At 63.2% G+C, this 20,105-nt stretch carries 24 protein-coding genes; 16 read left to right on the forward strand and 8 right to left on the reverse strand.

Annotated features, from left to right (window positions below):
- Positions 1-555: a cysteine hydrolase family protein gene (locus tag ACIPY2_RS19190; protein ID WP_400267990.1), complete on the forward strand. Its 555-nt coding sequence runs from the start codon at positions 1-3 to the stop codon at positions 553-555.
- Between the two features lie 81 nt (positions 556-636).
- Here ACIPY2_RS19190 and ACIPY2_RS19195 read toward each other — a convergent pair whose 3' ends face one another.
- The 3 genes from ACIPY2_RS19195 to ACIPY2_RS19205 form a co-directional block, all read right to left on the reverse strand.
- Complete coding sequence (locus tag ACIPY2_RS19195) at positions 637-897, reverse strand: hypothetical protein (RefSeq protein ID WP_400267991.1); 261 nt, start codon at positions 895-897, stop codon at positions 637-639.
- Positions 890-1,159, reverse strand: a complete 270-nt coding sequence (locus ACIPY2_RS19200) for a GlsB/YeaQ/YmgE family stress response membrane protein (protein WP_400267992.1) — start codon at positions 1,157-1,159, stop codon at positions 890-892. The genes ACIPY2_RS19195 and ACIPY2_RS19200 overlap by 8 nt, the downstream gene beginning before the upstream one ends.
- Positions 1,160-1,484: 325 nt before the next feature.
- Positions 1,485-1,670, reverse strand: coding sequence for a CsbD family protein (locus ACIPY2_RS19205; protein ID WP_400267993.1), 186 nt, complete (start codon positions 1,668-1,670; stop codon positions 1,485-1,487).
- Between the two features lie 186 nt (positions 1,671-1,856).
- Here ACIPY2_RS19205 and ACIPY2_RS19210 point away from each other — a divergent pair, with 186 nt between their 5' ends.
- Positions 1,857-2,273: a hypothetical protein gene (locus ACIPY2_RS19210; protein ID WP_400267994.1), complete on the forward strand. Its 417-nt coding sequence runs from the start codon at positions 1,857-1,859 to the stop codon at positions 2,271-2,273.
- A 100-nt stretch (positions 2,274-2,373) separates the two neighbouring features.
- On the opposite strand, the gene ACIPY2_RS19215 is transcribed toward ACIPY2_RS19210, so the two are convergent.
- Positions 2,374-3,093 (reverse strand): alpha/beta fold hydrolase, encoded by a 720-nt coding sequence (locus ACIPY2_RS19215; RefSeq protein ID WP_400267995.1) that lies wholly within the window; start codon positions 3,091-3,093, stop codon positions 2,374-2,376.
- 251 nt (positions 3,094-3,344) lie between these two features.
- On the opposite strand from ACIPY2_RS19215, the gene ACIPY2_RS19220 reads away from it, so the two are divergent.
- From ACIPY2_RS19220 to ACIPY2_RS19245, 6 genes are read left to right on the forward strand one after another with little or no spacing between them, the layout of a single operon-like run.
- A complete protein-coding gene (locus ACIPY2_RS19220) occupies positions 3,345-4,841 on the forward strand; it encodes a fumarylacetoacetate hydrolase family protein (RefSeq protein ID WP_400267996.1) in 1,497 nt (498 codons plus the stop codon).
- The gene (locus ACIPY2_RS19225; RefSeq protein WP_400267997.1) at positions 4,834-5,502 is read left to right on the forward strand and encodes a GntR family transcriptional regulator; all 669 of its coding nucleotides are present in this window, start codon (positions 4,834-4,836) and stop codon (positions 5,500-5,502) included. The genes ACIPY2_RS19220 and ACIPY2_RS19225 overlap by 8 nt, the downstream gene beginning before the upstream one ends.
- Before the next feature lie 26 nt (positions 5,503-5,528).
- Positions 5,529-7,040 (forward strand): 5-carboxymethyl-2-hydroxymuconate semialdehyde dehydrogenase, encoded by a 1,512-nt coding sequence (hpaE, locus tag ACIPY2_RS19230; protein ID WP_400267998.1) that lies wholly within the window; start codon positions 5,529-5,531, stop codon positions 7,038-7,040.
- Between the two features lie 25 nt (positions 7,041-7,065).
- A complete protein-coding gene (gene hpaD / locus ACIPY2_RS19235; RefSeq protein ID WP_347108852.1) occupies positions 7,066-8,157 on the forward strand; it encodes a 3,4-dihydroxyphenylacetate 2,3-dioxygenase in 1,092 nt (363 codons plus the stop codon).
- A gap of 4 nt (positions 8,158-8,161) precedes the next feature.
- Entirely contained in the window at positions 8,162-8,947 is a 786-nt protein-coding gene (gene hpaH, locus ACIPY2_RS19240) for a 2-oxo-hept-4-ene-1,7-dioate hydratase (protein WP_400267999.1), read from the forward strand.
- A complete protein-coding gene (locus ACIPY2_RS19245) occupies positions 8,932-9,735 on the forward strand; it encodes an HpcH/HpaI aldolase/citrate lyase family protein (RefSeq protein ID WP_400268000.1) in 804 nt (267 codons plus the stop codon). The genes hpaH and ACIPY2_RS19245 overlap by 16 nt, the downstream gene beginning before the upstream one ends.
- 166 nt (positions 9,736-9,901) lie before the next feature.
- On the opposite strand, the gene ACIPY2_RS19250 is transcribed toward ACIPY2_RS19245, so the two are convergent.
- A complete protein-coding gene (locus tag ACIPY2_RS19250; RefSeq protein ID WP_400268001.1) occupies positions 9,902-10,414 on the reverse strand; it encodes a hypothetical protein in 513 nt (170 codons plus the stop codon).
- Between the two features lie 287 nt (positions 10,415-10,701).
- Here ACIPY2_RS19250 and ACIPY2_RS19255 point away from each other — a divergent pair, with 287 nt between their 5' ends.
- Entirely contained in the window at positions 10,702-11,910 is a 1,209-nt protein-coding gene (locus tag ACIPY2_RS19255; RefSeq protein ID WP_400268002.1) for an aspartate transaminase, read from the forward strand.
- A 13-nt stretch (positions 11,911-11,923) separates the two neighbouring features.
- On the forward strand, positions 11,924-12,598 hold the full coding sequence (locus tag ACIPY2_RS19260; protein ID WP_400268003.1) for a 4-carboxy-4-hydroxy-2-oxoadipate aldolase/oxaloacetate decarboxylase: 675 nt from the start codon (positions 11,924-11,926) through the stop codon (positions 12,596-12,598).
- A gap of 216 nt (positions 12,599-12,814) precedes the next feature.
- Here ACIPY2_RS19260 and ACIPY2_RS19265 read toward each other — a convergent pair whose 3' ends face one another.
- Positions 12,815-13,036 (reverse strand): hypothetical protein, encoded by a 222-nt coding sequence (locus tag ACIPY2_RS19265; protein ID WP_400268004.1) that lies wholly within the window; start codon positions 13,034-13,036, stop codon positions 12,815-12,817.
- Between the two features lie 125 nt (positions 13,037-13,161).
- Positions 13,162-14,106 carry a LysR substrate-binding domain-containing protein gene (locus ACIPY2_RS19270; RefSeq protein ID WP_400268005.1) on the reverse strand — a complete coding sequence of 315 codons (945 nt, stop codon included), beginning with the start codon at positions 14,104-14,106 and terminating at the stop codon, positions 13,162-13,164.
- 333 nt (positions 14,107-14,439) lie between these two features.
- Between ACIPY2_RS19270 and ACIPY2_RS19275 the strand changes: the two genes are divergently transcribed.
- The 6 genes from ACIPY2_RS19275 to ACIPY2_RS19300 all read left to right on the forward strand — a co-directional run bounded on the left by ACIPY2_RS19275 (position 14,440) and on the right by ACIPY2_RS19300 (position 19,589).
- Positions 14,440-15,228 (forward strand): LamB/YcsF family protein, encoded by a 789-nt coding sequence (locus ACIPY2_RS19275; protein ID WP_400268006.1) that lies wholly within the window; start codon positions 14,440-14,442, stop codon positions 15,226-15,228.
- A gap of 1 nt (position 15,229) precedes the next feature.
- A complete protein-coding gene (locus ACIPY2_RS19280) occupies positions 15,230-15,967 on the forward strand; it encodes an allophanate hydrolase subunit 1 (protein ID WP_400268007.1) in 738 nt (245 codons plus the stop codon).
- Positions 15,964-16,977, forward strand: a complete 1,014-nt coding sequence (locus tag ACIPY2_RS19285; protein ID WP_400268008.1) for a biotin-dependent carboxyltransferase family protein — start codon at positions 15,964-15,966, stop codon at positions 16,975-16,977. The genes ACIPY2_RS19280 and ACIPY2_RS19285 overlap by 4 nt, the downstream gene beginning before the upstream one ends.
- A gap of 57 nt (positions 16,978-17,034) precedes the next feature.
- Entirely contained in the window at positions 17,035-18,375 is a 1,341-nt protein-coding gene (locus ACIPY2_RS19290; RefSeq protein WP_400268009.1) for an MFS transporter, read from the forward strand.
- A 101-nt stretch (positions 18,376-18,476) separates the two neighbouring features.
- Positions 18,477-19,226: an SDR family oxidoreductase gene (locus ACIPY2_RS19295; RefSeq protein ID WP_400268010.1), complete on the forward strand. Its 750-nt coding sequence runs from the start codon at positions 18,477-18,479 to the stop codon at positions 19,224-19,226.
- Between the two features lie 129 nt (positions 19,227-19,355).
- Entirely contained in the window at positions 19,356-19,589 is a 234-nt protein-coding gene (locus tag ACIPY2_RS19300) for a hypothetical protein (protein ID WP_400268011.1), read from the forward strand.
- Positions 19,590-19,657: 68 nt separating this feature from the next.
- Here ACIPY2_RS19300 and ACIPY2_RS19305 read toward each other — a convergent pair whose 3' ends face one another.
- A complete protein-coding gene (locus ACIPY2_RS19305) occupies positions 19,658-20,092 on the reverse strand; it encodes an acyl-CoA thioesterase (protein ID WP_400268012.1) in 435 nt (144 codons plus the stop codon).
- Between the last annotated feature and the right edge of the window lie 13 nt (positions 20,093-20,105).

The raw sequence follows: 20,105 nt of genomic DNA on the forward strand, positions 1-20,105 counted from the left end.
ATGATCGCAGTACTGGTTATTGACATGCAGAATGCCTTCTTTGAGGAGCCTGTCCTGCGACGGCGGCGCGACGAGGTGGTTGCTGCGTGCAACTCACTGACCAGCGCGGCGCGGGAGGCTGGGGCCAAGGTCCTTCTTATCGGAACCGAGCATGAACGGGACAAATCCACGTGGAGCCTGAACATGCTGGACGACGACCAGGGTTTCATTTTCAGGGGCAGTGAGCAGGCCGAATTCGTGCCGGGACTGGTCACCACTGACCACCCCAAAATGGCCAAGACCCGCGACAGCGCCTTCATGGGCACCGACCTCGGGATGCGGCTCCGAAACTGGGAGGTGGACACCGTAATCCTGGCCGGCGTTTCGGCCCATAACTGCATCGCCCAGACAGCTGCAGACGCGTTCGCCCACAACATCCGCGTCATCTATGCGGCAGATGCCATGGCAACGGAGAACCCGGAGGCCGCCGAGGGCGTCCTCCGGGTTCTGGTGCGCGAATACCGGCAACGGGTGCTGCCCCTGGACGAGGTCCTGGAGCTCTTCCAGGCGGCTTGACCCGGTTCCGCCCGCATGTAGCCGGACACGGAAGTGCCCCTGAAGCCGGAGCTTCGGGGGCACTTTGCTGCTGTTCAGCTGCTACGGATTCCCCGTGCCTGCTGCCTCGTCATCCGGCTCGGATGAGAAAGGCCGGTCCGGCGGGGTGTCCTCCGTATTGTGTTCATCGAGTTCCGCTTCCGAGGATGGAACGGTCTTCTCGGCGTAATCGCCAGCGGTGTAGTCTCCGCCCGCATCGTCCTTCAGGGCCTCAGGGGATGCTCCGGCATCGCCATAATCGCCTTCGGCGTACTGACCCTCAAGATCGTCCTGGTTGGTATTTGGCGTTGATTCGTTAGCCATGGTGCGCCCTGCGGTTGGTGACGAGGCCCCAGATGAGGAGCACGATGATCGAACCGCCGATTGCCAACAGCCAGGTCCGGATGGCGAAGAACTGGGTGAGTCCTTCCCCGAAGATGAGGCCGCCGATCCAGCCGCCCAAGAGTGCGCCTACTACGCCGAGCAGCATTGTCACTAGCCAGCCTCCGCCCTGGCGGCCGGGCAGAATAAGTTTAGCGATGGCACCAGCCAAAAGGCCGAGCAAAAGAAAACCAAAGAAACCCATTTTTGCTCCTACTTTCTTGTTGATGGAAAATCCATGAACTCGGTGAAGCGGTTCAGTTCATCGGGTATCAAAATGTGGCTTCCGGGCACCGAGGGTCAGCTCCTCAGTGCCCGGAAAATTGGGGGGATTGGAGTGGTTTCACAATTACGATGAAATTGTTAAATGCAGCCAGAAGCACTCCTGCCGACCGGCTCGACCTATGTACTACACTTGCAACGCTAGCCGGCCCGAGGGGCAACAGCAAGTAACCTGACTATTTTTGCCAAGGCTGCTCGCCGACCGCTCAGCCGAGAGCGGCAACGGGGAGGTCAAGCGCGGATTTCCGCTACTTGTCGAAGACGTCCTTCGCGGCGTCCTTCACCTTCTCGCCCGCCTGCTTCACGTTGGCCGAGGCCTGATCGCCGGCGCCCTCCGCCTGGAGGTCCCTGTCCCCAGTAGCTTCGCCGGTCTTTTCCTTGGCTTTCCCGCCCACGTTTTCGGCAGCATTCTTGATCTTGTCATCCAGTCCCATGGTTTTCACTCCTCGGGTCGCGATGTTGTTCTTGCCTGCGGTTTTCCGCTGGTTGGCATTAAAGTTTAGTCCATTGTTCCGATTGGGCAAATGCGCCCTAACAACAACCGTAAAAAGTTGGGGTAGCAGTGCGATGTGCGGGGTACTAGTGTCGTAGGAAATAGCACCTCGAAAGGAGTGATCCCTGTGAAAGGGAAAGTATTGTTCGCTGCGGGCGTTGCTGTTGGTTATGTCTGGGGCTCCAAGTCCTGGCCTGAGGTCTACCGGCGGATCCGGGGCGGATCAGAGAAGGTCCTGAAGAACCCGGACGTCCAGGAGAACATCCATCAAGCCACTGAGGCCGTCCAGGAATCGGTGCCGGACATCCTCGAGAATCTTTTTGCTGCCGGAAAGAAGCTCCTGGAAAAGGCCGAGGCCGTACTTCCGGGCATCCTGGATTCCAAGAACGGGCAGGGCTCCGCCGATCGTCCCGCAACCGTGCCAACCGTGAAGGGCGACGTCATCTCCGACCCGGCCCACGATGACACCACCGGCAGCGACTGGACGAGCGAAGGCGGCGCGGCGCCGGAAGGCCCGGCCACCAACACGCCGCCCAAAGCCTGACGCGAGCGGGTTCAATCAGGTGCGGTCCGGCGTCGGGCTTTAATGCTCGACGCCGGACCGCATCTTTATAGCCGGACCGCACCTTTAGCCGGACCGCAAGTTATGCGGGGCGGCCCTGATCCGTGCGCTCGACCGCCTTCAGGATCGCCGCGGACAGTTCGGCCGGCTTGGTGAACTGGGGCCAGTGCCCAGTGGGCAGGTCCACAAGTTCCACGTCGCGGATCCGGGCCAGCTCCTCCGTGAAGGGGTGCCCGGCGTCCATCATCTGGTTGAGCATGGATGACGGGAATTCGCAGGCGATGACTGTGGCCGGAATGTCGTATCGCCGCACGTCGTGGAGGTGCTGCTGATCGTAGGCGACGCCCCTGGGTTCCGGGATGGCACGTGCGCGGAACTTCTCCCGCAGCTCGTCCGTAAGGTCCACAAGGTCGGCGTCCTCGAACCCTTCCCAGGGCGGCAGCGGGATATCGTCGCCGTCGTCGGGAAGCTCGTCGTTGATGACGCCACCTTCTCCCAGTGGTCCGCTGTCCACGTAAATCGCGCGGGCAACCCGATCCGGCCGGGAATCGACCACGCCGTGGATAATGGCCCCGCCTCCGGAGTGGCCCACCAGGAACACCTTGCCCTCCAGCGAGTCCACCTTTTCGATTACGGCGTCGATGTGTGTCCGGAGGCCGATCCCCGTGCGCGAAGTCTCCCGTGATTCCAGCCCGGGGAGAGTGAGTGGGTGGACCGTGTGACCGGCAGCCACCAAGGCCGGCGTCACCTCCTCCCATGACGAAGCGTCCAACCAGAAACCAGGTACCAGGATGATGTCCATGCCGGTACCCTACGGGAGCCCACTGACAAGATGAACCCATTTTTTGCGGCATCATTCCGTTCGGACCGACCGGAAACCCTGTAAATACGCGGTCGCCGCGGCAGGCAAACCTGAATGATTCGGCAGAATCTGACACCTCCGTAAAAAAGGGGTTGACGGGCTCCATTTCAGGCGCCATAGTTTTCGTATACGATTTCGTACTCGATAGCTGGTCGATCAGATATCGGGGTTTCTTCAGGAGGGAGCGGTTCGTGACAGTGGAGTTCCGGACGCAGGAGCTGGGGCAGGATGTCCTGGACCGGACGCGCAAGGTGATTGCGGTCCACATCAATTACCCGAGCCGTGCTGCCCAGCGCGGGCGCACTCCCGCGCAGCCTTCGTACTTCTTGAAGCCACCCTCGTCCTTGGCGTTGGGCCCGGCCGAAGCCCCAGGCGCAGTAGAACGTCCGGCAGGCTGCGAACTCCTCGGCTACGAGGGGGAAATCGCGCTGGTCATCGGCAAGGCCGCCCGCCGCGTCGGTTTGGAGGATGCGTGGAGCCACGTCGCGTGGGTTACTGCGTCCAATGACCTCGGCGTGTACGACCTCCGCTATGCGGACAAGGGCTCGAACGTCCGTTCCAAGGGCGGCGACGGTTTCACTCCCGTTGGCCCGGCGCTGATCCCGGCCGATGCCGTGAATCCCACGCAGCTGCGGATACGCACCTGGCATAACGGCGAACTCGTGCAGGACGACACCACGGAGGACCTGCTCTTTCCGTTCGCGCAACTGGTCGCGGACCTCTCCCAGCTGCTGACCTTGGAAGAAGGCGACATCATCCTCACGGGCACCCCGGCCGGCGCTTCCGTCGCCAAGCCGGGAGACGTCGTCGAAATCGAAGTCACCAGCGGTGAGTTCAGCACCGGCCGCCTCACCACCAAGGTGACGGAAGGTACGACGCCGTTCGCTGACTTTGGTGCCCAACCCAAGACCGACGACACCCAACGGGAAGAGGCCTACGGTTCGCGGGAAGCTGCGGGACTGGCGCCGGATTCCGCCGGCCTGTCCCCGGAACTGAAAGCCAAGCTCGAATCCGTGGCCACGGCGACCCTGTCGTCGCAGTTGCGCAAGCGCGGGCTGAACAACGTGAGCATCGACGGCTTGCAGGCCACCCGCCCGGACCGCAAGGTGGTGGGCCTGGCCCGGACTCTGCGCTACGTGCCCAACCGCGAGGACCTCTTCAAGACCCACGGTGGCGGCTTCAACGCCCAGAAACGCGCGATCGATTCCGTCAACGAGGGCGAAGTCCTGGTCATGGAAGCCCGCGGGGAAAAGGGGACCGGCACCGTGGGAGACATACTGGCCCTCCGCGCCCAGGTTCGGGGTGCCGCCGCGATCATCACCGACGGCGGTGTCCGCGATTTCTCGGCCGTGGCGGACCTGGAGATGCCCACCTATTTCGCCAACCCGCACCCTGCGGTGCTGGGACGCCGGCACATTCCGTGGGACACGGACATCACCATTGCCTGCGGCGGTGCCACCGTGCAGCCGGGGGACGTCATTGTGGCCGATTCCGACGGCATCCTGGTGATTCCGCCAGCCATCGCCGAGGAACTCGTGGACGACTGCATCGCCCAGGAGAAGGAAGAGATGTTCATTTTCCAGATGGTCCAGGAAGGCAACAGCGTGGACGGGCTCTACCCGATGAACGCCGAATGGCAGGCCCGGTACAAAGCATGGGAAGCCACGGAAGGAGCACACGGTGACTGAAACCGCCGTCGGGAATCACGCCGTCCAAAGCAAGTCCCAGCAGGCCTATGAAGCCGTCAAAGCCCGGATCGTGGAGGGCACCTACACGCCGGGCTACCGGCTGGTGCTCGCCAAGATCGCCGAGGACCTTGGCTTCAGCGTGGTGCCGGTCCGCGAAGCGATTCGCCGCCTCGAGGCCGAAGGGCTGGTGAAGTTCGAACGCAACGTTGGAGCCACCGTCTCCGGGATCGATCCCACCGAGTACCTCTACACGATGCAGACCCTGAGCATCGTGGAGGGCGCGGCCACGGCGTTGTCCGCGCCGTTGATCGATCCGGCCACTATCGCCCGGGCACGCGCCGTCAATGCGGAGATGCGCGAGTGCCTGGAACACTTCGATCCCGTCCGGTTCACTGCCTTGAACCAGGACTTCCACAGCGTCCTCTTTGAACACTGCCCCAACCCACACATTCTTGACCTGGTCCATCGGGGCTGGAACAGGCTGGCCTCGCTGCGGTCGTCCACGTTCCGCTTTGTCCCTGGCCGGGCCCAGGAATCCGTGCGCGAACACGAGGCCCTGCTCCAGCTCATCGAGTCCGGAGCCGACGCCGACACCATCGAAAAAGCAGCCCGCCAACACCGCGCCGCCACCCTGGACGCGTACCTCGCAACCACCAACTAAAGCTTTGGATGAAAAGGAAGACAACGATGACTACCTCAGTAGAAACCACCAAGCATTACGTCCCCGAGGATCTGCCCACGCACATCCAGCACTTCATCAACGGCGAGTTTGTTGACTCCGTCTCGGGGAAGACCTTCGACGTCCTGGACCCGGTGTCCAACCAGAACTACGCAACGGCTGCTGCGGGCCAGAAGGAAGATATCGACCTCGCCGTCGCCGCAGCACGCGAAGCGTTCGTGAACGGTCCCTGGCCGAAGATGAAGCCCCGCGAGCGTGCACGTGTCCTTAACAAGATCGCCGACGCGGTCGAGGCCCAGGAAAGCCGCCTTGCCGAACTCGAAACCTTCGATACCGGCCTGCCGATCACCCAGGCCAAGGGCCAGGCCCTCCGCGCCGCCGAGAACTTCCGCTTCTTCGCGGACCTGATCGTGGCCCAGTTCGACGACGCCATGAAGGTGCCGGGTTCCCAGATCAACTACGTCAACCGCAAGCCGATCGGCGTCGCGGGCTTGATCACACCGTGGAACACCCCGTTCATGCTTGAGTCCTGGAAGCTCGCACCGGCGCTGGCCACCGGCAACACCGTGGTCCTCAAGCCAGCCGAATTCACGCCGCTCTCCGCCTCGCTGTGGGCCACGATCTTCAAGGATGCCGGCCTCCCCGATGGCGTGTTCAACCTGGTCAACGGCCTGGGTGAGGAAGCCGGCGATGCGCTGGTGAAGCACCCTGATGTTCCGCTGATTTCCTTCACCGGCGAGACCACCACGGGCCAGACGATCTTCCGCAACGCTGCTGCCAACCTCAAGGGCCTGTCCATGGAGCTCGGCGGCAAGTCCCCGTGCGTCGTGTTCGCCGACGCCGACCTGGATGCTGCTATCGATTCGGCCCTGTTCGGCGTGTTCTCCCTCAACGGCGAACGCTGCACGGCCGGTTCGCGGATCCTCGTGGAACGCGCCATCTATGACGAATTCTGCGAGAAGTACGCCGCCCGGGCCAAGAACATCGTGGTGGGCGATCCCCACGATCCCAAGACGCAAGTTGGTGCACTCGTCCACCCCGAGCACTATGCCAAGGTCGCTTCCTACGTGGAGATCGGCAAGTCCGAAGGTCGCCTGCTCGCCGGCGGTGGCCGACCCGACCACCTCCCCGAAGGCAACTACATCGCACCCACGGTGTTTGCCGACGTCGCGCCCGACGCGCGGATCTTCCAGGAGGAAATCTTCGGTCCCGTCGTGGCGATCACTCCGTTCGAGAACGACGACGAAGCCCTCGCCTTGGCGAACAACACCAAGTACGGCCTGGCGGCCTACATCTGGACCCAGAACCTGACCCGGGCCCATAACTTCTCCCAGAACGTCGAGGCCGGCATGGTGTGGCTCAACAGCCACAACGTGCGCGACCTGCGCACCCCGTTCGGCGGCGTCAAGGCCTCCGGCCTGGGCCACGAGGGCGGCTACCGCTCGATCGACTTCTACACCGACCAGCAGGCCGTGCACATCACCCTCGGCTCCGTGCACACTCCCAAATTCGGCGCCTAACCCCTTTCAACGAAGAGAGACCATCATGAGCAACCCGTTCACCGGCCCCATCCCGACTCCCACGGTCCCGGCCCCGGACATCGTCCGGTGCGCGTACATGGACATCGTGGTCACGGACCTGGCCAAGTCCCGCGAGTTCTACGTCGACGTCCTGGGCCTGCACGTGACCGAAGAGGACGAGAACGCGATCTACCTGCGGTCCCTGGAGGAGTTCATCCACCACAACCTGGTCCTGCGCAAGGGCCCGGTAGCCGCCGTCGCCGCCTTCGCGTACCGGGTGAAGTCCCCGGCCGAGGTGGACGCCGCCGAGGCCTACTACCGCGAACTCGGCTGCCGCGTCGAGCGCCGGAAGGAAGGCTTCACCAAGGGCGTGGGCGATTCCGTCCGCGTCGAGGACCCGCTGGGCTTCCCGTACGAGTTCTTCTACGACGTGGAACACGTCGAACGCCTCACTCAGCGCTACGACCTCTACTCCGCCGGTGAGCTGGTCCGCCTGGACCACTTCAACCAGGTCACCCCGGACGTCCCGCGCGGCCGCAAGTACCTCGAAGACCTCGGCTTCCGCGTCTCCGAAGACATCAAGGACTCCGACGGCGTCACTTACGCCGCGTGGATGCACCGCAAGCAGACCGTGCACGACACCGCGCTGACCGGTGGCAACGGACCCCGCATGCACCACGTCGCCTTCGCCACCCACGAGAAGCACAACATCATCCAGATCTGCGACAAGATGGGCGCCCTTCGGATCAGCGACCGCATCGAACGCGGGCCCGGCCGCCACGGTGTCTCCAACGCCTTCTACCTCTACATCCTGGACCCGGACGGGCACCGCATCGAGATCTACACCCAGGACTACTACACCGGCGACCCGGACAACCCCACCATCACCTGGGACGTGCACGACAACCAGCGCCGTGACTGGTGGGGCAACCCGGTCGTCCCGTCCTGGTACACCGAGGCCTCCCTCGTCCTGGACCTCGACGGCAACCCGCAGCCGGTGATCGAACGCGAAGAGAAGTCCGAAATGGCCGTGACTGTCGGCGCCGACGGCTTCTCCTACACCCGCCCCACCGAGGGCAATTCAGCAGAGGGTTTCAAATTGGGAGCGCAGGTCTAAAACCATGCTGGACGCGAAGACGATCGAAGCTATTGCCGACGAGCTCGTAGAAGCCGGCCGGAACCGTAAGCCGGTTCCGCGCCTGACCGCCCGCTACCCGGAGATGACGGTGGAGGATTCCTACGCCGTGCAACAGTTGTGGCGCCAGCGTAACGAGGAAGCCGGCCGCACGTTGGTGGGGCGGAAGATCGGGCTCACGTCCAAGGCCATGCAGGCAGCCACGGGCATCACCGAGCCGGACTACGGCGCGATCTTCGATGACATGGTCTTCGAAACCGGTTGCTCCGTGGACTGGGACCGGTACACCCATCCGCGGGTTGAGGTGGAGTTGGCGTTCGTCCTTAAGGACTCGCTCAAAGGCCCGGGTTGCACCATTTTCGATGTCCTCAACGCCACGGACTACGTGGTTCCGGCCCTCGAGATCCTGGATTCCAGGATCGAAATGGAGGGCCGGACCATCGTGGACACCATCTCGGACAACGCCGCGATGGGGGCCATGGTGATCGGCGGCCGGCCCGTGAAGCCGGACGCCGTCGACCTCCGCTGGGTCTCGGCGATCCTGTACAAAAACCAGACCGTCGAGGAGACCGGTGTGGCCGCCGGCGTCCTCGACCACCCGGCAAACGGGGTGCACTGGCTGGCCAACAAAATCGCCGCGCACGGGGACTCGATGAAGGCCGGAGATATCATCCTGGCGGGCTCGTTCACCCGGCCCCTTTGGGTGTACAAAGGTGATACCGTCCACGCTGACTACGGACCGTTGGGAGTTGTCACATGCCACTTCAACTGACCCCAACCTTCTACACGGCGCTCAGGGAGGGGGACCGGCCCTTGGCCGGGATGTGGGTGTGCTCCGGCAGCCCGTTGGTCGCGGAGATTTGTGCCGGTTCCGGCCTGGACTGGCTCCTGATCGACGCCGAGCACAGCCCCAACGGACTCGAATCCATCCTCTCCCAGCTCCACGCCGTCAGCGGCTACCCCTTGCAGGTCATGGTCCGGCCACCCGTCAATGACACCGTGGTTATTAAGCAATACCTCGATCTCGGCGTGCAGAACCTGCTGATCCCCATGGTCAACTCGGCCTTCGAGGCCGCGGCCGCGGTGGCCTCTGTACGCTATCCGCCGCTGGGTGTGCGCGGGGTCGGATCAGCCCTGGCCCGCGCTTCGCGCTGGAACAGGGTCCCCGACTACCTCGCAACGGCCTCGCAAACCATCAGCCTCACCGTCCAGATCGAGTCCGAAGCCGCCGCGTCGGCCGTGGAGGAGATCCTCGCGGTCGACGGCGTGGACGGCATCTTCCTTGGGCCCTCGGACCTGGCCGCTTCCATGGGCTTGCTGGGACAGCAGGAAAATCCGCTGGTGAGGGCCGTCGTCGAGCATTGCCTGGAGGCCGCCAAAGCGGCAGGCAAGCCCGCCGGCGTCAACGCCTTCAACCCGGACACCGCCCGTGCGTACCTCGACGCCGGAGCCTCTTTCGTGCTGGTCGGTGCGGACGTCGCCGTGCTCGCCCGCGCGTCAGAGGGTTTCGCGAAGATCTTCATCCCGGCGTCGGAGACGGCGGAGCGCGACAGCTACTGACCTACCCAACTGAGTCCGCAGATGAGGTCATTCCCAGCGCTCAGAAGGGCGGCAGCCGTCACTTGCTTGGGTTCCACCGCTGACTATTTCCGGGCCATGTACCATTCCGTGAACTCGCGTGCCTCATGCCCGCGCCAGGCCTGCACCCGCCGGGGGACAACGGTCGTTAGACCGGGCGGGCGATACCCCGGGTGGAGCGGCGGATGTGGTCCGGCGTCAGGCCGGTCAGGGAAGCAAGCTCAAGGTCATCGCAGACCTGGCTTCGCAAGGCCATGACGATCAGTGCTTCCCGCCGTACAGCAATTTGCTCCCGATGTTTTTCGGCTGCTTTCAAGTCCCGGCTCTTGGCCTTCAGTGCGTCGAGTTGGGCCTGGCGGGGGAGTCCGCTCAGCTGGAGGTCGTCATAAGCGAGCGCAATGGTTCGGACGGTCCGGAGGTTTTCGCCGGTGACGGCAGCGATGGTAGCCAACGGCAACCCGTCCTCGACTGCCTGGGCGATCAGGTCGTTCCTTGCCGCAGTCAGCGTCCTGATGGAACTGGCTGCATGGGTCAAGAGCTGCCGGTGGATCCCGAGGGCCTGAACCAGTTTGGCGTGCTCTCGGTCTGATGCAGCGGCGGGACGGGAAGGGGAATTGGCCCGGTACGTGTACCTGCCGGTGGCTGCTGACCGGGTTTGCAATGGCTCCCCTTCGATTTCGGACAGGTGCTGCTGACCACTCGAATCTAGGCATCGTTCACCCGTGCGTGGAAATACCAATAGCGCGTGAGCCCATAAGCAAACGGCATGGATAGGTATCCGAACAGCTTCAAGAAGCGGCCATCCAGGCTGAGCAAGCCATGCGTCATAAGGCCCCCTTATGAATCCACGCACATTAGGTCTTATCCAGAGCACCCCGGACGTACCTAGTCTCGAACAAAGGGATCCGCGAATCCGCGCGTCCCGAGTTCCACTTTCCTGGAGGAGACATGTCCGAGTTCCTGCCGGCGTCGAGGGTCACCCGTATCAAGGCCTCAGCCAGTGTCGCCGCGGCCGCCCGCGTCCGCGAACTGAAAGCTGAAGGCATCCCGATCATCGACCTGACTGTCGGCGAGCCGGACTTCGACACCCCGGACCACATCAAAGAAGCAGCAATCGCCGCTATCAGGAACGGTGAGACCAAGTACACCTCGGTCACGGGCACCCCTGAGCTGCAGGACGCGATCCTGAAGAAGCTCGAGCGCGATCCCGGCCAGCGCTACGAAGGCAACCAGCTGACCATCGGCGGCGGAGCCAAGCAGGTCCTCTACGTCGCCCTCATGGCCTCGCTCAATGAGGGCGATGAAGTGATCGTCCCGGCACCTTACTGGGTGTCCTACCCGGACATGGTCCTGGCGAATGACGGCACTCCCGTAATCGTCCCTTGCGGCGAGGAAACAGGCTTCAAGCTCGCCCCCGAGGCTCTCGAGCAAGCCATCACTCCAAAGACCAAGTGGCTGATCCTCAACGCACCCTCCAACCCCACCGGGGCGGTGTACTCCCGTGAAGAACTCCAAGCCCTCGCTGCCGTCCTCGAAGAGAACCCGCACGTCTTCGTCCTCACCGACGAAATCTATGACGAGGTCTATTTCGGCGAAGGCCGCGTCACCAGCCTCGTGACTGCTGCGCCCAAGCTGAAGGACCGCATCCTGCTGGTCAACGGTGTGTCCAAGGCGTACGCGATGACCGGCTGGCGGCTCGGCTATGGCGTCGGACCCGCACCTCTGATTGCTGCCATGAACAAGCTCCAGTCCCAGACGTCCTCCTGCCCGTCGTCGATCAGCCAGGCAGCCGCCGCGGCCGCCCTCAACGGCGACCAGTCCTTCGTCCGCGACAGTGTGGAGGTTTACCGGAAGCGCCGCGATGCCGCCGTCGAGGGTTTGAACTCCATCAGTGGCCTGTCGGTCGCCCCGGCGGAAGGCGCGTTCTACGCCTACGTCAACTGCTCCGGCGTGATCGGTAAGACGTCGCCGGACGGCCAAGTGATCCAGAACGACCAGGACTTCACGCTTTACCTGCTCGACGCCGCACGCGTGGCCGTCATCCAGGGTTCGGCCTATGGCTTGGGCCCCTATTTCCGGATCTCCTTCGCGACCTCGCTGGAGACCATCAACGCGGGCGTGGATTCCATCCGCGACGCCGTCAACGCACTGAACTGAGAAGGAACACGCCATGATCCACGTCAAAACCAAATTCGAGCGCCCGGACGCGGACGTTGTCGCGCGCCTCGGCAAGTTTTCCTCCGCCACCATCCACGAGGCACAGGGCCGCCGCGGTGCACTGAGCTCCAAGATCAAGCCGATCGACCGCTCCATGTCCTTCTGTGGCCCGGCCGTGACCGTCGCCTGCGCCCCGCAGGACAACCTCATGCTTCAGGTGGCCATCCACTACGCCCAGGCCGGCGACGTCGTCCTGGTCGGCGCGCAGGAAATGGCCGAAGCCGGCACGTTCGGCGACGTCCTGGGCAACGCCATGAAGGCCAAGGGCATCGCCGCCATGGTGACCGACTCCGGCGTCCGCGACACCCAGGACCTGATTGAACTGGGCCTGCCCGTGTTCTCCGGCAGCGTGTCCATCAAGGGCACCGTCAAGGAAACCCTCGGCCCGATCAACCACCCGATCGTCTTCGGCGACGAAATCATCTACCCGGGCGACATCCTCCGCGGCGACGCCGATGGCGTGGTGGTCGTCCGTCGCGAAGAAGCTGAGGAAGTCATCGCGCTGTCCCAGGCCCGCGACGACCACGAGCGCGAACTCATCAAGCTCTACCACGACGGCGGCAACACCATCGAGCTGTGTGGCCTCACCGAGAAGCTCAAGGAGAAGGGCCTCCTGGTGGAGGACTAGGTTCCGATCCGGGGGCCGGTCGCCGTCTCATTCACGAGGCGGTGGCCGGCCCTTTCGGCGTTGCATTCTGTTGGTGGGACGCAGGCACAATAAAAGGCCCCTTGCCTGGGCCGGTGGGTCCGGTGGCATGGCGCCTTGGGTGCTGGGTTTACGTACGACGGCGGCGGGCCGGGTTTCGGTGATGCCGTAAGTTTGCGGGGCTTCCGCCGTTGGGGTTCAGTCGAGTCCCGAATGACCCGGCCGAGTGTCCACCAGGTGCCATTCGATGCTGTTACCGGCGTGTGCCGGCATCAGGCTTCCTTCAAACACGAAGAGGGGTTCGCCAATACCGCCCACGGGACGCCAAAAGCCATTCCTGGGGCAGTGGAAGCCGGTACGTGCGCTGACCGTTCCGCGGGTTGGATTTGAAACCCATCCGGAGGTGCTGATCTTTTTCACCGTTTTTGTCCTTTGAACCGGCCCGCGTTTCCTTGGGCTGTATATCGAATTTCCTGTTAATTCGATATTAGGGAACTAAAACGGCCTTGAATAAGACCAAAGCTGTCTGTCCGGATAAGACTTTGTTATGGATGTCCGGGCAACTGGACCGGGTCCGCCCCGTACTTGGTGATCAGTTGCTGGTGCAGCATTTCCTTGACCACCAGGAGCACGGCGGAGGCGGCTTCGGAGAGGGGCTCGTGGTCCGGGGTGCAGAGGGCGATCTTGCTCTGGAGCGCCGGCTCCACGATCCTCAGCACCTTGAAGTCCTGGTCCGGGAACAGTGCGTCGGCCGCCGACTTGGGCAGGACGGTACCGCCGAGGTTGGCTCGGATCAGCCTGGTCAGCGAAGGTACGGACTCCACTTCTCCCACCAGTTTCAGGGGCAGCCCCTGGTCTGCCAGCGCTTTTTCGATCAGCTGGCGGAGGGTGTGGTTCTTTTCCGGAAGGAACAAGCCCACCGTGCTTGCCTCGGCCAGGGTGATGGTCTGGCTTCCGTGGTTGACGTCCACGTCGGGGTGGACCACAAGGTGCAGGTCTTCCACGATCATGGTGGTGAACTGCACGCCACGGATCTTTCCGGGTTCGTAGATGAGGGCCATGTCCAGGCGCCCGTTCTTGATGGCTTCGCTCAGTACGCCGCCGAAAATCTCCGTCAGGTGGACCACGATGTCCGGGTAGCGCCGGCCCACTTCACTGATGATTTGGGGCGTCAGGCTCGAGGCCATGCTGTAAGGGGCTATGGCTATGGATACACGTCCCGAAGGTGCGGCCCCCGAGGTGGCGACATCCTGCCGTGCCTGTTCAACCAGGCGCAGGATCGACTGCGCGTGCCGGTACAAGGTGTGCCCTGCGGCTGTGGGTTCGACGCCCTGCTTGCTGCGGATGAGGAGACGTTGCTTGAGGTCGTTTTCGAGCGCGGAAACCTGTTGGCTCAAGGCCGGTTGGGCAACATGGAGCGCGGCAGCAGCTTTGGTGATGCTTCCGGAATCAACGATTTGGACGAAGTACGAGAGCTTCCGCGTGTCCATGGATCAACCTTCCTTGGGGACCACAAGAGCAGGGCAGGAGAGCCCGGTGGGTGGCAAGTCCCGATGATCAAATATAGACGCACCTGTACGCACCGGACTCATGCGAGCCGTGCCACAGCGTCCGGTGGCGCAGGTCATAACGGAGTCCTATCACGGTATAGCTATTAGGTCTTTGTGTCGGGTGGTTGACCGATGCGAGACTTTTGGAAAGAACTTCAGGCGACGCTTTGGAATTCCTGCAGCGAACGCCGTTATCCGGGAATTAACTTCTGCCTTTTTATTACGAATTTCAGTGTCCCGGTCCTGAATGTATAACCACGGAAAGAGAACCACGTGAACCCGATGATTGATCTTGTGGCGGATCTCGGAGAGGGATTTGGCGCCTACACCATTGGCGACGATTCGGAACTCCTTGAAATCGTCTCGAGTGCAAATATCGCTTGCGGGTTCCACGCCGGCGATCCGGACATCATGGCCGCCACCGTTGCTGAGTGCGCCCGCCGCGGCGTGGGCATCGGAGCCCACCCCAGCTTCCCCGATCTCCGCGGCTTCGGGCGTCGGGACATGGGCCTCACGGCCGGCGAGGTCCAGAACGATGTCCTGTACCAGTTGGGAGCCCTTACCGGCTTCGCGGCTTTCCAGGGCACCAAAGTCGCCCACATCGCACCCCACGGACGGCTCGGAAACCTCGTTGCTGTCCGCCCCGACTACGCAAAGGCAGTAGCCGAAGCCGCAGCCCGCGTGGACCGCGAGCTGATTGTCGTGGCCCAGGAAGGCGAACTGGCCACGGCTTCACGGGAGGCCGGGCTGGACGTAGCGATCGTGGGGATTGTGGATCGCGCCTATCAGGAGGATGGCACGTTGGTTCCGCGCAGCCAGCCCGGCGCCGTACTGCACGACCCTGCGGAAATTGTCGACCGTACCCTCCGCATGGTGGTCGACGGGAAGCTCCGCTGCGCCAACGGCGTGGACATGGATATCGACGTCGATACCGTCCTCCTGCACGGTGACAACCCGGGCGCCGTCGAGCTCGCCCGCCTGATCCGTTCCGAACTCATTTCCGCCGGCGTCCAAATAGCTCCGCTGGCCGAGGTCATCGATGCCCGGAAAAAGGCCGCTTAGAATGTCCACGCTCACGTTAGCCCCTACTGAAATCCATGAATCAGGTGACTCCGCGCTCCGTGTAGTCGCCATCTCCGAGGCCAGCGAAGACAACTGGCTGACCGTCCATCGCCTGGCTGATTGGCTGGAAAGCTGTGGTGCCGAGGGCCTGCACACGGCCGTCCCCACCTACGATTCCGTGCTGGTGGAATTCGATCCCGTGATGGTTTCGGCTGGCCAGATGCGCGCCTTCGTTAAGCTTGGCCTGAGTGAGCTGGGCCGCTCCGCAGGGGCCACAACCGCCCCGCGGGAGTTCGACGTTCCTGTGGTGTACGGCGGTGGGTTCGGCCCCGATCTGGAGAAAGTTGCTGAGCACCAAGGCATCTCCACCGAGGATGTCATCCGGCTCCATACCGAAAAGACCTACACCATCCGCTGCTTGGGAGCGCCCGCAGGCTCCCCCATGATGGACGGCCCGGCCTTTCCCAAGCCTGTTCCCCGCCTGAAGGACCCACGCCTAAGTGTCCCCGCAGGTGCTGTCTCGGTCGCCGGCCGCCAAGCCGTGATTGCTCCTGCGGTGGCGCCCGGAGGATGGTGCGTCATCGGACGGACCCCTTTCTCCGTCCTCAACATCCGGCGTGAGCCCCTGGTCCCGTACAAGCCAGGGGACATCCTCCGCTTCCGCAGGATCGACGCCGATGAATTCGATTCCTTGGCGGGGAAGGAACTCATGCCGCTGGTATCAGAGGTCCAGCCATGACGGGCGATATTTTCATCCAGCAGCCAGGCAACTCCGTGGTTACGGACTTGGGCCGGTTCCGTGGCCCCCGCTTCGGACTTCCCGTCAACGGCGCGCTCGACCAATACTCCGCCAGGGCCGCCAACATCCTGGCCGGGAACCTGGAAAACGAGCCGCTGATCGAAATCACTGCCCTCGACTTCCGGCTCAAGGCCACCACGGACATCCTGATTGCCGTAACGGGTGCTCCGCTCACCCTCACGGTGGGTGGCCGGCCGTCCAGCCAGTGGGAGCCGGTTTCGGTCCGAGCGGGTGAATCGGTCTCCATCCGGGGAATCAACCGGGGCCTCCGCGCCTACCTTGCCATCCATGGTTCAGTCGAGGCCGAGACCCTGCTCGGCAGTGCAGCTCCGGACACCGTGGTGGGCTTCGGTCTTCAACTCAAGGAAGGATCCACCCTTCTCACCCGCAGGAGCGTCGGTCCGGTACGCCAGCCGTACTTCGACCTTCCGCTTTTCAGGCTGGGCCTTGAGAAGCCCACCATGGGTTCGGACTTGTTGGTCGACGTTACCGACGGGCCGGATGTGGCCGAGTTCGGCGAGTCCGGTCAACTGCTTTTCACCTCCGAGTACACCGTCAGCGGACGCAGCAACCACATCGGACTGCGACTCGGCGGGGAACTACCCGAAAGAACCTCCAGCGGTGAGGTCCTTTCCCGGGGTGTGCCAGTGGGCGCCGTCGAAGTTCCCTCAAGGGAGGAACTGCTGGTACTGCACCGGGGGCGCGGCGTAACTGCCGGATACCCGGTCCTGGCAGTGGTAACCAGCACCGGACTGGATGTCCTGGCCCAAGCCAGGCCGGGGGACAAGGTCCGTTTCCGCAAAACCACAGTGGCAGAAGCGACTGCAGCCCATCGGCGCTCGCGGGCCCAGCTTGAAACCCTCCGCGAAACCGTCAACATCGTCTTCGGACTCCTCGGCATCGGATGCCGCCCCCAATGGCAGGACCTCCCGGTTGCGGCATGCGGCTGAAAGAACCTGTTGTTTAACTCGTAGGCGTTGCTACGCTCATCCCAGTAAGGAAAAGTCATGACCGCAAGCACCAACGCTGCGCCAACGCAGCATGAGCGGCTCACGGGCCGCCAAACCCGCAAGGTTGTCACCGCGGGTTGTGTGGGCATCTTCGTGGAACTGTACGACAACGGCATTTTCGCCTTCATGGCAGGAACGTTGGCGCTCGTCTTCCTGGCTCCCGGAAACCCGGACAACGCCCTGTTGTTCGTGTTCGCCGGCTATGCAGTCTCTTTCTTTGTCCGCCCTCTCGGTGCCGTGGTCTGCGGCTACCTGGGTGACAGGATCGGCAGGCAGAAGCTACTGGTCTTTGTGATCATGCTGATCAGCGTGGCCACCGCCGGGATCGGCCTGCTGCCGCCGTACGCAGCGATTGGAATCGCGGCTCCCATCCTGCTGGTCCTCCTCCGCCTGGTCCAAGGCTTCTCCGTGGGTGGCGAGGCTGCCGGTGCAATGACCTTCCTCGCGGAGCACGCCCCTGAAGGCAAACGGGGCATCATCACCTCTTACGCCCAGATTGCATCCTTCGCAGCATTGCTCACCGGTACCCTGGTGGCCTACTCCATGTCTCCGTGGCTCACCCAGGCAGCAATCGACGGCGGTGGGTTCGGCTCCTTCGCGTGGCGCATCCCGTTCCTGGTCGCCATCCCCATGGGCATCATTGGCTGGTACATCCGGAAAGCCATCAGCGACACCCCCAACTTCGAAAAGCTCAAAGAAGAGGGCGGGCTCTCCAAGAACCCGCTCAAGGAAGCCCTGGCCAGTCCGGTTCACCGCCGCGCCATGCTCCTGGCCCTCTTCATCCCGCTCATGAACGGATCCGGCTACTACGTCCTCTTCTCGTACATGCCCACGTTCCTCAAGGGCAAGCAGCTGAACTTCACGATTGGCGAGGCACTGTTGGTTACCGCCTGCAGCCTCGTGGTTATCTGCGTCGCTATTCCGTTCATGGGTGCACTCTCCGACAGGCTGGGCCGCAAGAAGGTCATCGCCGGCTCGGCGATCGGCATGGCAGTGCTGGGAATCCCGTCCTACGCCTTGATCGCCACGGGCCAGATGGGCCTTGCCATCCTGGGTGCGTGCATCATGGCAGTCATCTTCGCCGGACACACCGCAGTGATCCACATCCTGCTGGTGGAACTGTTTCCCACCCGTGTCCGCTACTCCGCTTACGGCGTGGGCTACAACATCTCCTCCGCACTCTTCGGCGGGACTGCCCCGCTCCTCATGACCTGGCTGATCAGCAGCACCAACAACATCTACATGCCGGCGTTCTACGCAGTCATAACGGCCCTGGGCACCCTCATCGCAGTCAGCACGGTCAAGGACCGCGCCCACGAACCGCTGCGGGACGCCTAAGCGCAGCCCTCTTTCCGTCGGATAGGGCTGCAAGACGGCCCTATCCCCGGCGGGCGCCTTCCTCGATGGCGTCCGCCCCTTCCCCGAACTTTGGAGAACCGATGTCCTTTTCCGATTACACCACCGCCCTTGTTACCGGCGCTTCGACCGGGATGGGTGCCGCAATTGCCGAGCGCCTGGCCAAGCGGGGACTGACGGTCCATGCCGTGGCCCGCAACGCCGAACGCCTCGCCGAACTGGCCGACCGGACCGGCGCAGTCCCGCACGTGGTGGACCTGACCGACACCGCCGCGCTGACCGCCGTCGTGAATGAACTCAAGGTGGATGTCCTGGTCAACTGCGCCGGGGTGTCCCGTCCCGGGAACATCCTGGACTCCTCCGAAGCCGACATTGACGAACTCGTCGACGTGAACCTGCGGGGCCTGTTGCAGCTGACCCGCCTGGTCCTTCCGGGCATGGTGGAACGCGACCTCGGCCACGTGATCAACATCAGTTCCATCGCCGGGGTGTACAACTTCTACGGCCACACGGTCTACCACGCCACCAAAGCCGCCGTGCACCAAATCTCCCGGCAACTGCGCAACGACACCGTGGGCAAACGCATCCGCGTCACCGAGATCTGCCCGGGCCGGGTGGAAACCGAAATCTTCGGCCGCAACATGGGCGGCACGCCCGAGGCCATGGAAGAAGCCTGGAAAACCTACTACGAAGGCTACGAGTCCCTGACAACGGACGACATCGTCAACGCCCTGGACTACGCCATCGAAACCCCCCGCCACGTCAACGTCGGCATGCTCGAACTCATGCCCACCTTCCAAGTCCCTGGCGGCCTCGTCTTCGACCGGCGCTGACGCCTTCCCCGGAAGGCACCACAAGTTCCGGCGGCATCACTCCCGTCGCCGGAAAACACAGGCTGGCGGCCGCGCTCCCGCGGCCGCCGGCACCCGTCTTAAAGAGCCTTGTGAAAGAAAGCCACGTCGATGAGAAGGGCACTGTGCCTCGCTGACCGCAAAGACTGGGACGCAGAGGACTTTGACAACCTGGACAACATCCGGCAGGAATCCCGCCGACAAAAGTTCGTTTGCCTGGCCTGCGGAGGAAAGGCGATCTTCCGCTCCGCGGGCAACGCCCGGAAGGCCACCTTCAGCGCACGGCACCAGGCCGACTGCTGCCTGAACGCCCAGACCTGGACCGTCTTCCGCTACCTGCAGTAGAGTGCTCGGCGATGCCCGCCCAGCGGGCCGCCGGCTCGTGCGGGTTTTAACCTACGACGGCGGGTCGTTCAGTCCTGCTCGAGGGTCTTGGTCAGGTGGTGGTTGGGAATGCGGTCGCGGTCATACGTAATTTCGGTATAGCCATGAGGCTCCGGACGACCGTCAGCACCGAGGTTCACGAACACGATCTCCTCGATGGTCAAGATGCTCTGGCGGGTGATCATGTTCCGAACTTCAGCACGCATGGTCAGCGATGTCCGGCCGAACCTCTTGGCCGTCAGGCCCATCTCGATCAGGTCGCCCTGGACGGCGGAACTGACAAAGTTGATCTCCGAGATGTACTTGGTGACAGCGCGGCCGTTGCCCAACTGGAGGATGGCGTAGATCGCTGCCTCTTCATCGATCCACTTCAGCAGGCTGCCACCGAAGAGGGTGCCATTGGCGTTGAGGTCCTCGGGCCGCACCCATTTGCGCGTGCGGAAGGTGATGTCTGCTTTTTCCATATGCCGAGATTAT

Origin of the sequence: Paenarthrobacter sp. NPDC089675 (assembly GCF_044749185.1) — a bacterium.
GTDB lineage: Bacteria > Actinomycetota > Actinomycetes > Actinomycetales > Micrococcaceae > Arthrobacter.

Bases quoted from the DNA above. Each gene is read 5' to 3' on its own strand.
- ACIPY2_RS19205 (WP_400267993.1), bottom strand. From the start codon at position 1,670: ATGGGACTGGATGACAAGATCAAGAATGCTGCCGAAAACGTGGGCGGG.
- ACIPY2_RS19300 (WP_400268011.1), top strand. From the start codon at position 19,356: ATGAGAAGGGCACTGTGCCTCGCTGACCGCAAAGACTGGGACGCAGAG.
- hpaE (WP_400267998.1), top strand. From the start codon at position 5,529: ATGACTACCTCAGTAGAAACCACCAAGCATTACGTCCCCGAGGATCTG.
- ACIPY2_RS19295 (WP_400268010.1), top strand. From the start codon at position 18,477: ATGTCCTTTTCCGATTACACCACCGCCCTTGTTACCGGCGCTTCGACC.
- ACIPY2_RS19195 (WP_400267991.1), bottom strand. From the start codon at position 897: ATGGCTAACGAATCAACGCCAAATACCAACCAGGACGATCTTGAGGGT.
- hpaH (WP_400267999.1), top strand. From the start codon at position 8,162: ATGCTGGACGCGAAGACGATCGAAGCTATTGCCGACGAGCTCGTAGAA.
- ACIPY2_RS19280 (WP_400268007.1), top strand. From the start codon at position 15,230: ATGTCCACGCTCACGTTAGCCCCTACTGAAATCCATGAATCAGGTGAC.
- ACIPY2_RS19290 (WP_400268009.1), top strand. From the start codon at position 17,035: ATGACCGCAAGCACCAACGCTGCGCCAACGCAGCATGAGCGGCTCACG.
- hpaD (WP_347108852.1), top strand. From the start codon at position 7,066: ATGAGCAACCCGTTCACCGGCCCCATCCCGACTCCCACGGTCCCGGCC.
- ACIPY2_RS19200 (WP_400267992.1), bottom strand. From the start codon at position 1,159: ATGGGTTTCTTTGGTTTTCTTTTGCTCGGCCTTTTGGCTGGTGCCATC.
- ACIPY2_RS19305 (WP_400268012.1), bottom strand. From the start codon at position 20,092: ATGGAAAAAGCAGACATCACCTTCCGCACGCGCAAATGGGTGCGGCCC.
- ACIPY2_RS19245 (WP_400268000.1), top strand. From the start codon at position 8,932: ATGCCACTTCAACTGACCCCAACCTTCTACACGGCGCTCAGGGAGGGG.
- ACIPY2_RS19215 (WP_400267995.1), bottom strand. From the start codon at position 3,093: ATGGACATCATCCTGGTACCTGGTTTCTGGTTGGACGCTTCGTCATGG.
- ACIPY2_RS19285 (WP_400268008.1), top strand. From the start codon at position 15,964: ATGACGGGCGATATTTTCATCCAGCAGCCAGGCAACTCCGTGGTTACG.
- ACIPY2_RS19255 (WP_400268002.1), top strand. From the start codon at position 10,702: ATGTCCGAGTTCCTGCCGGCGTCGAGGGTCACCCGTATCAAGGCCTCA.
- ACIPY2_RS19270 (WP_400268005.1), bottom strand. From the start codon at position 14,106: ATGGACACGCGGAAGCTCTCGTACTTCGTCCAAATCGTTGATTCCGGA.
- ACIPY2_RS19190 (WP_400267990.1), top strand. From the start codon at position 1: ATGATCGCAGTACTGGTTATTGACATGCAGAATGCCTTCTTTGAGGAG.
- ACIPY2_RS19260 (WP_400268003.1), top strand. From the start codon at position 11,924: ATGATCCACGTCAAAACCAAATTCGAGCGCCCGGACGCGGACGTTGTC.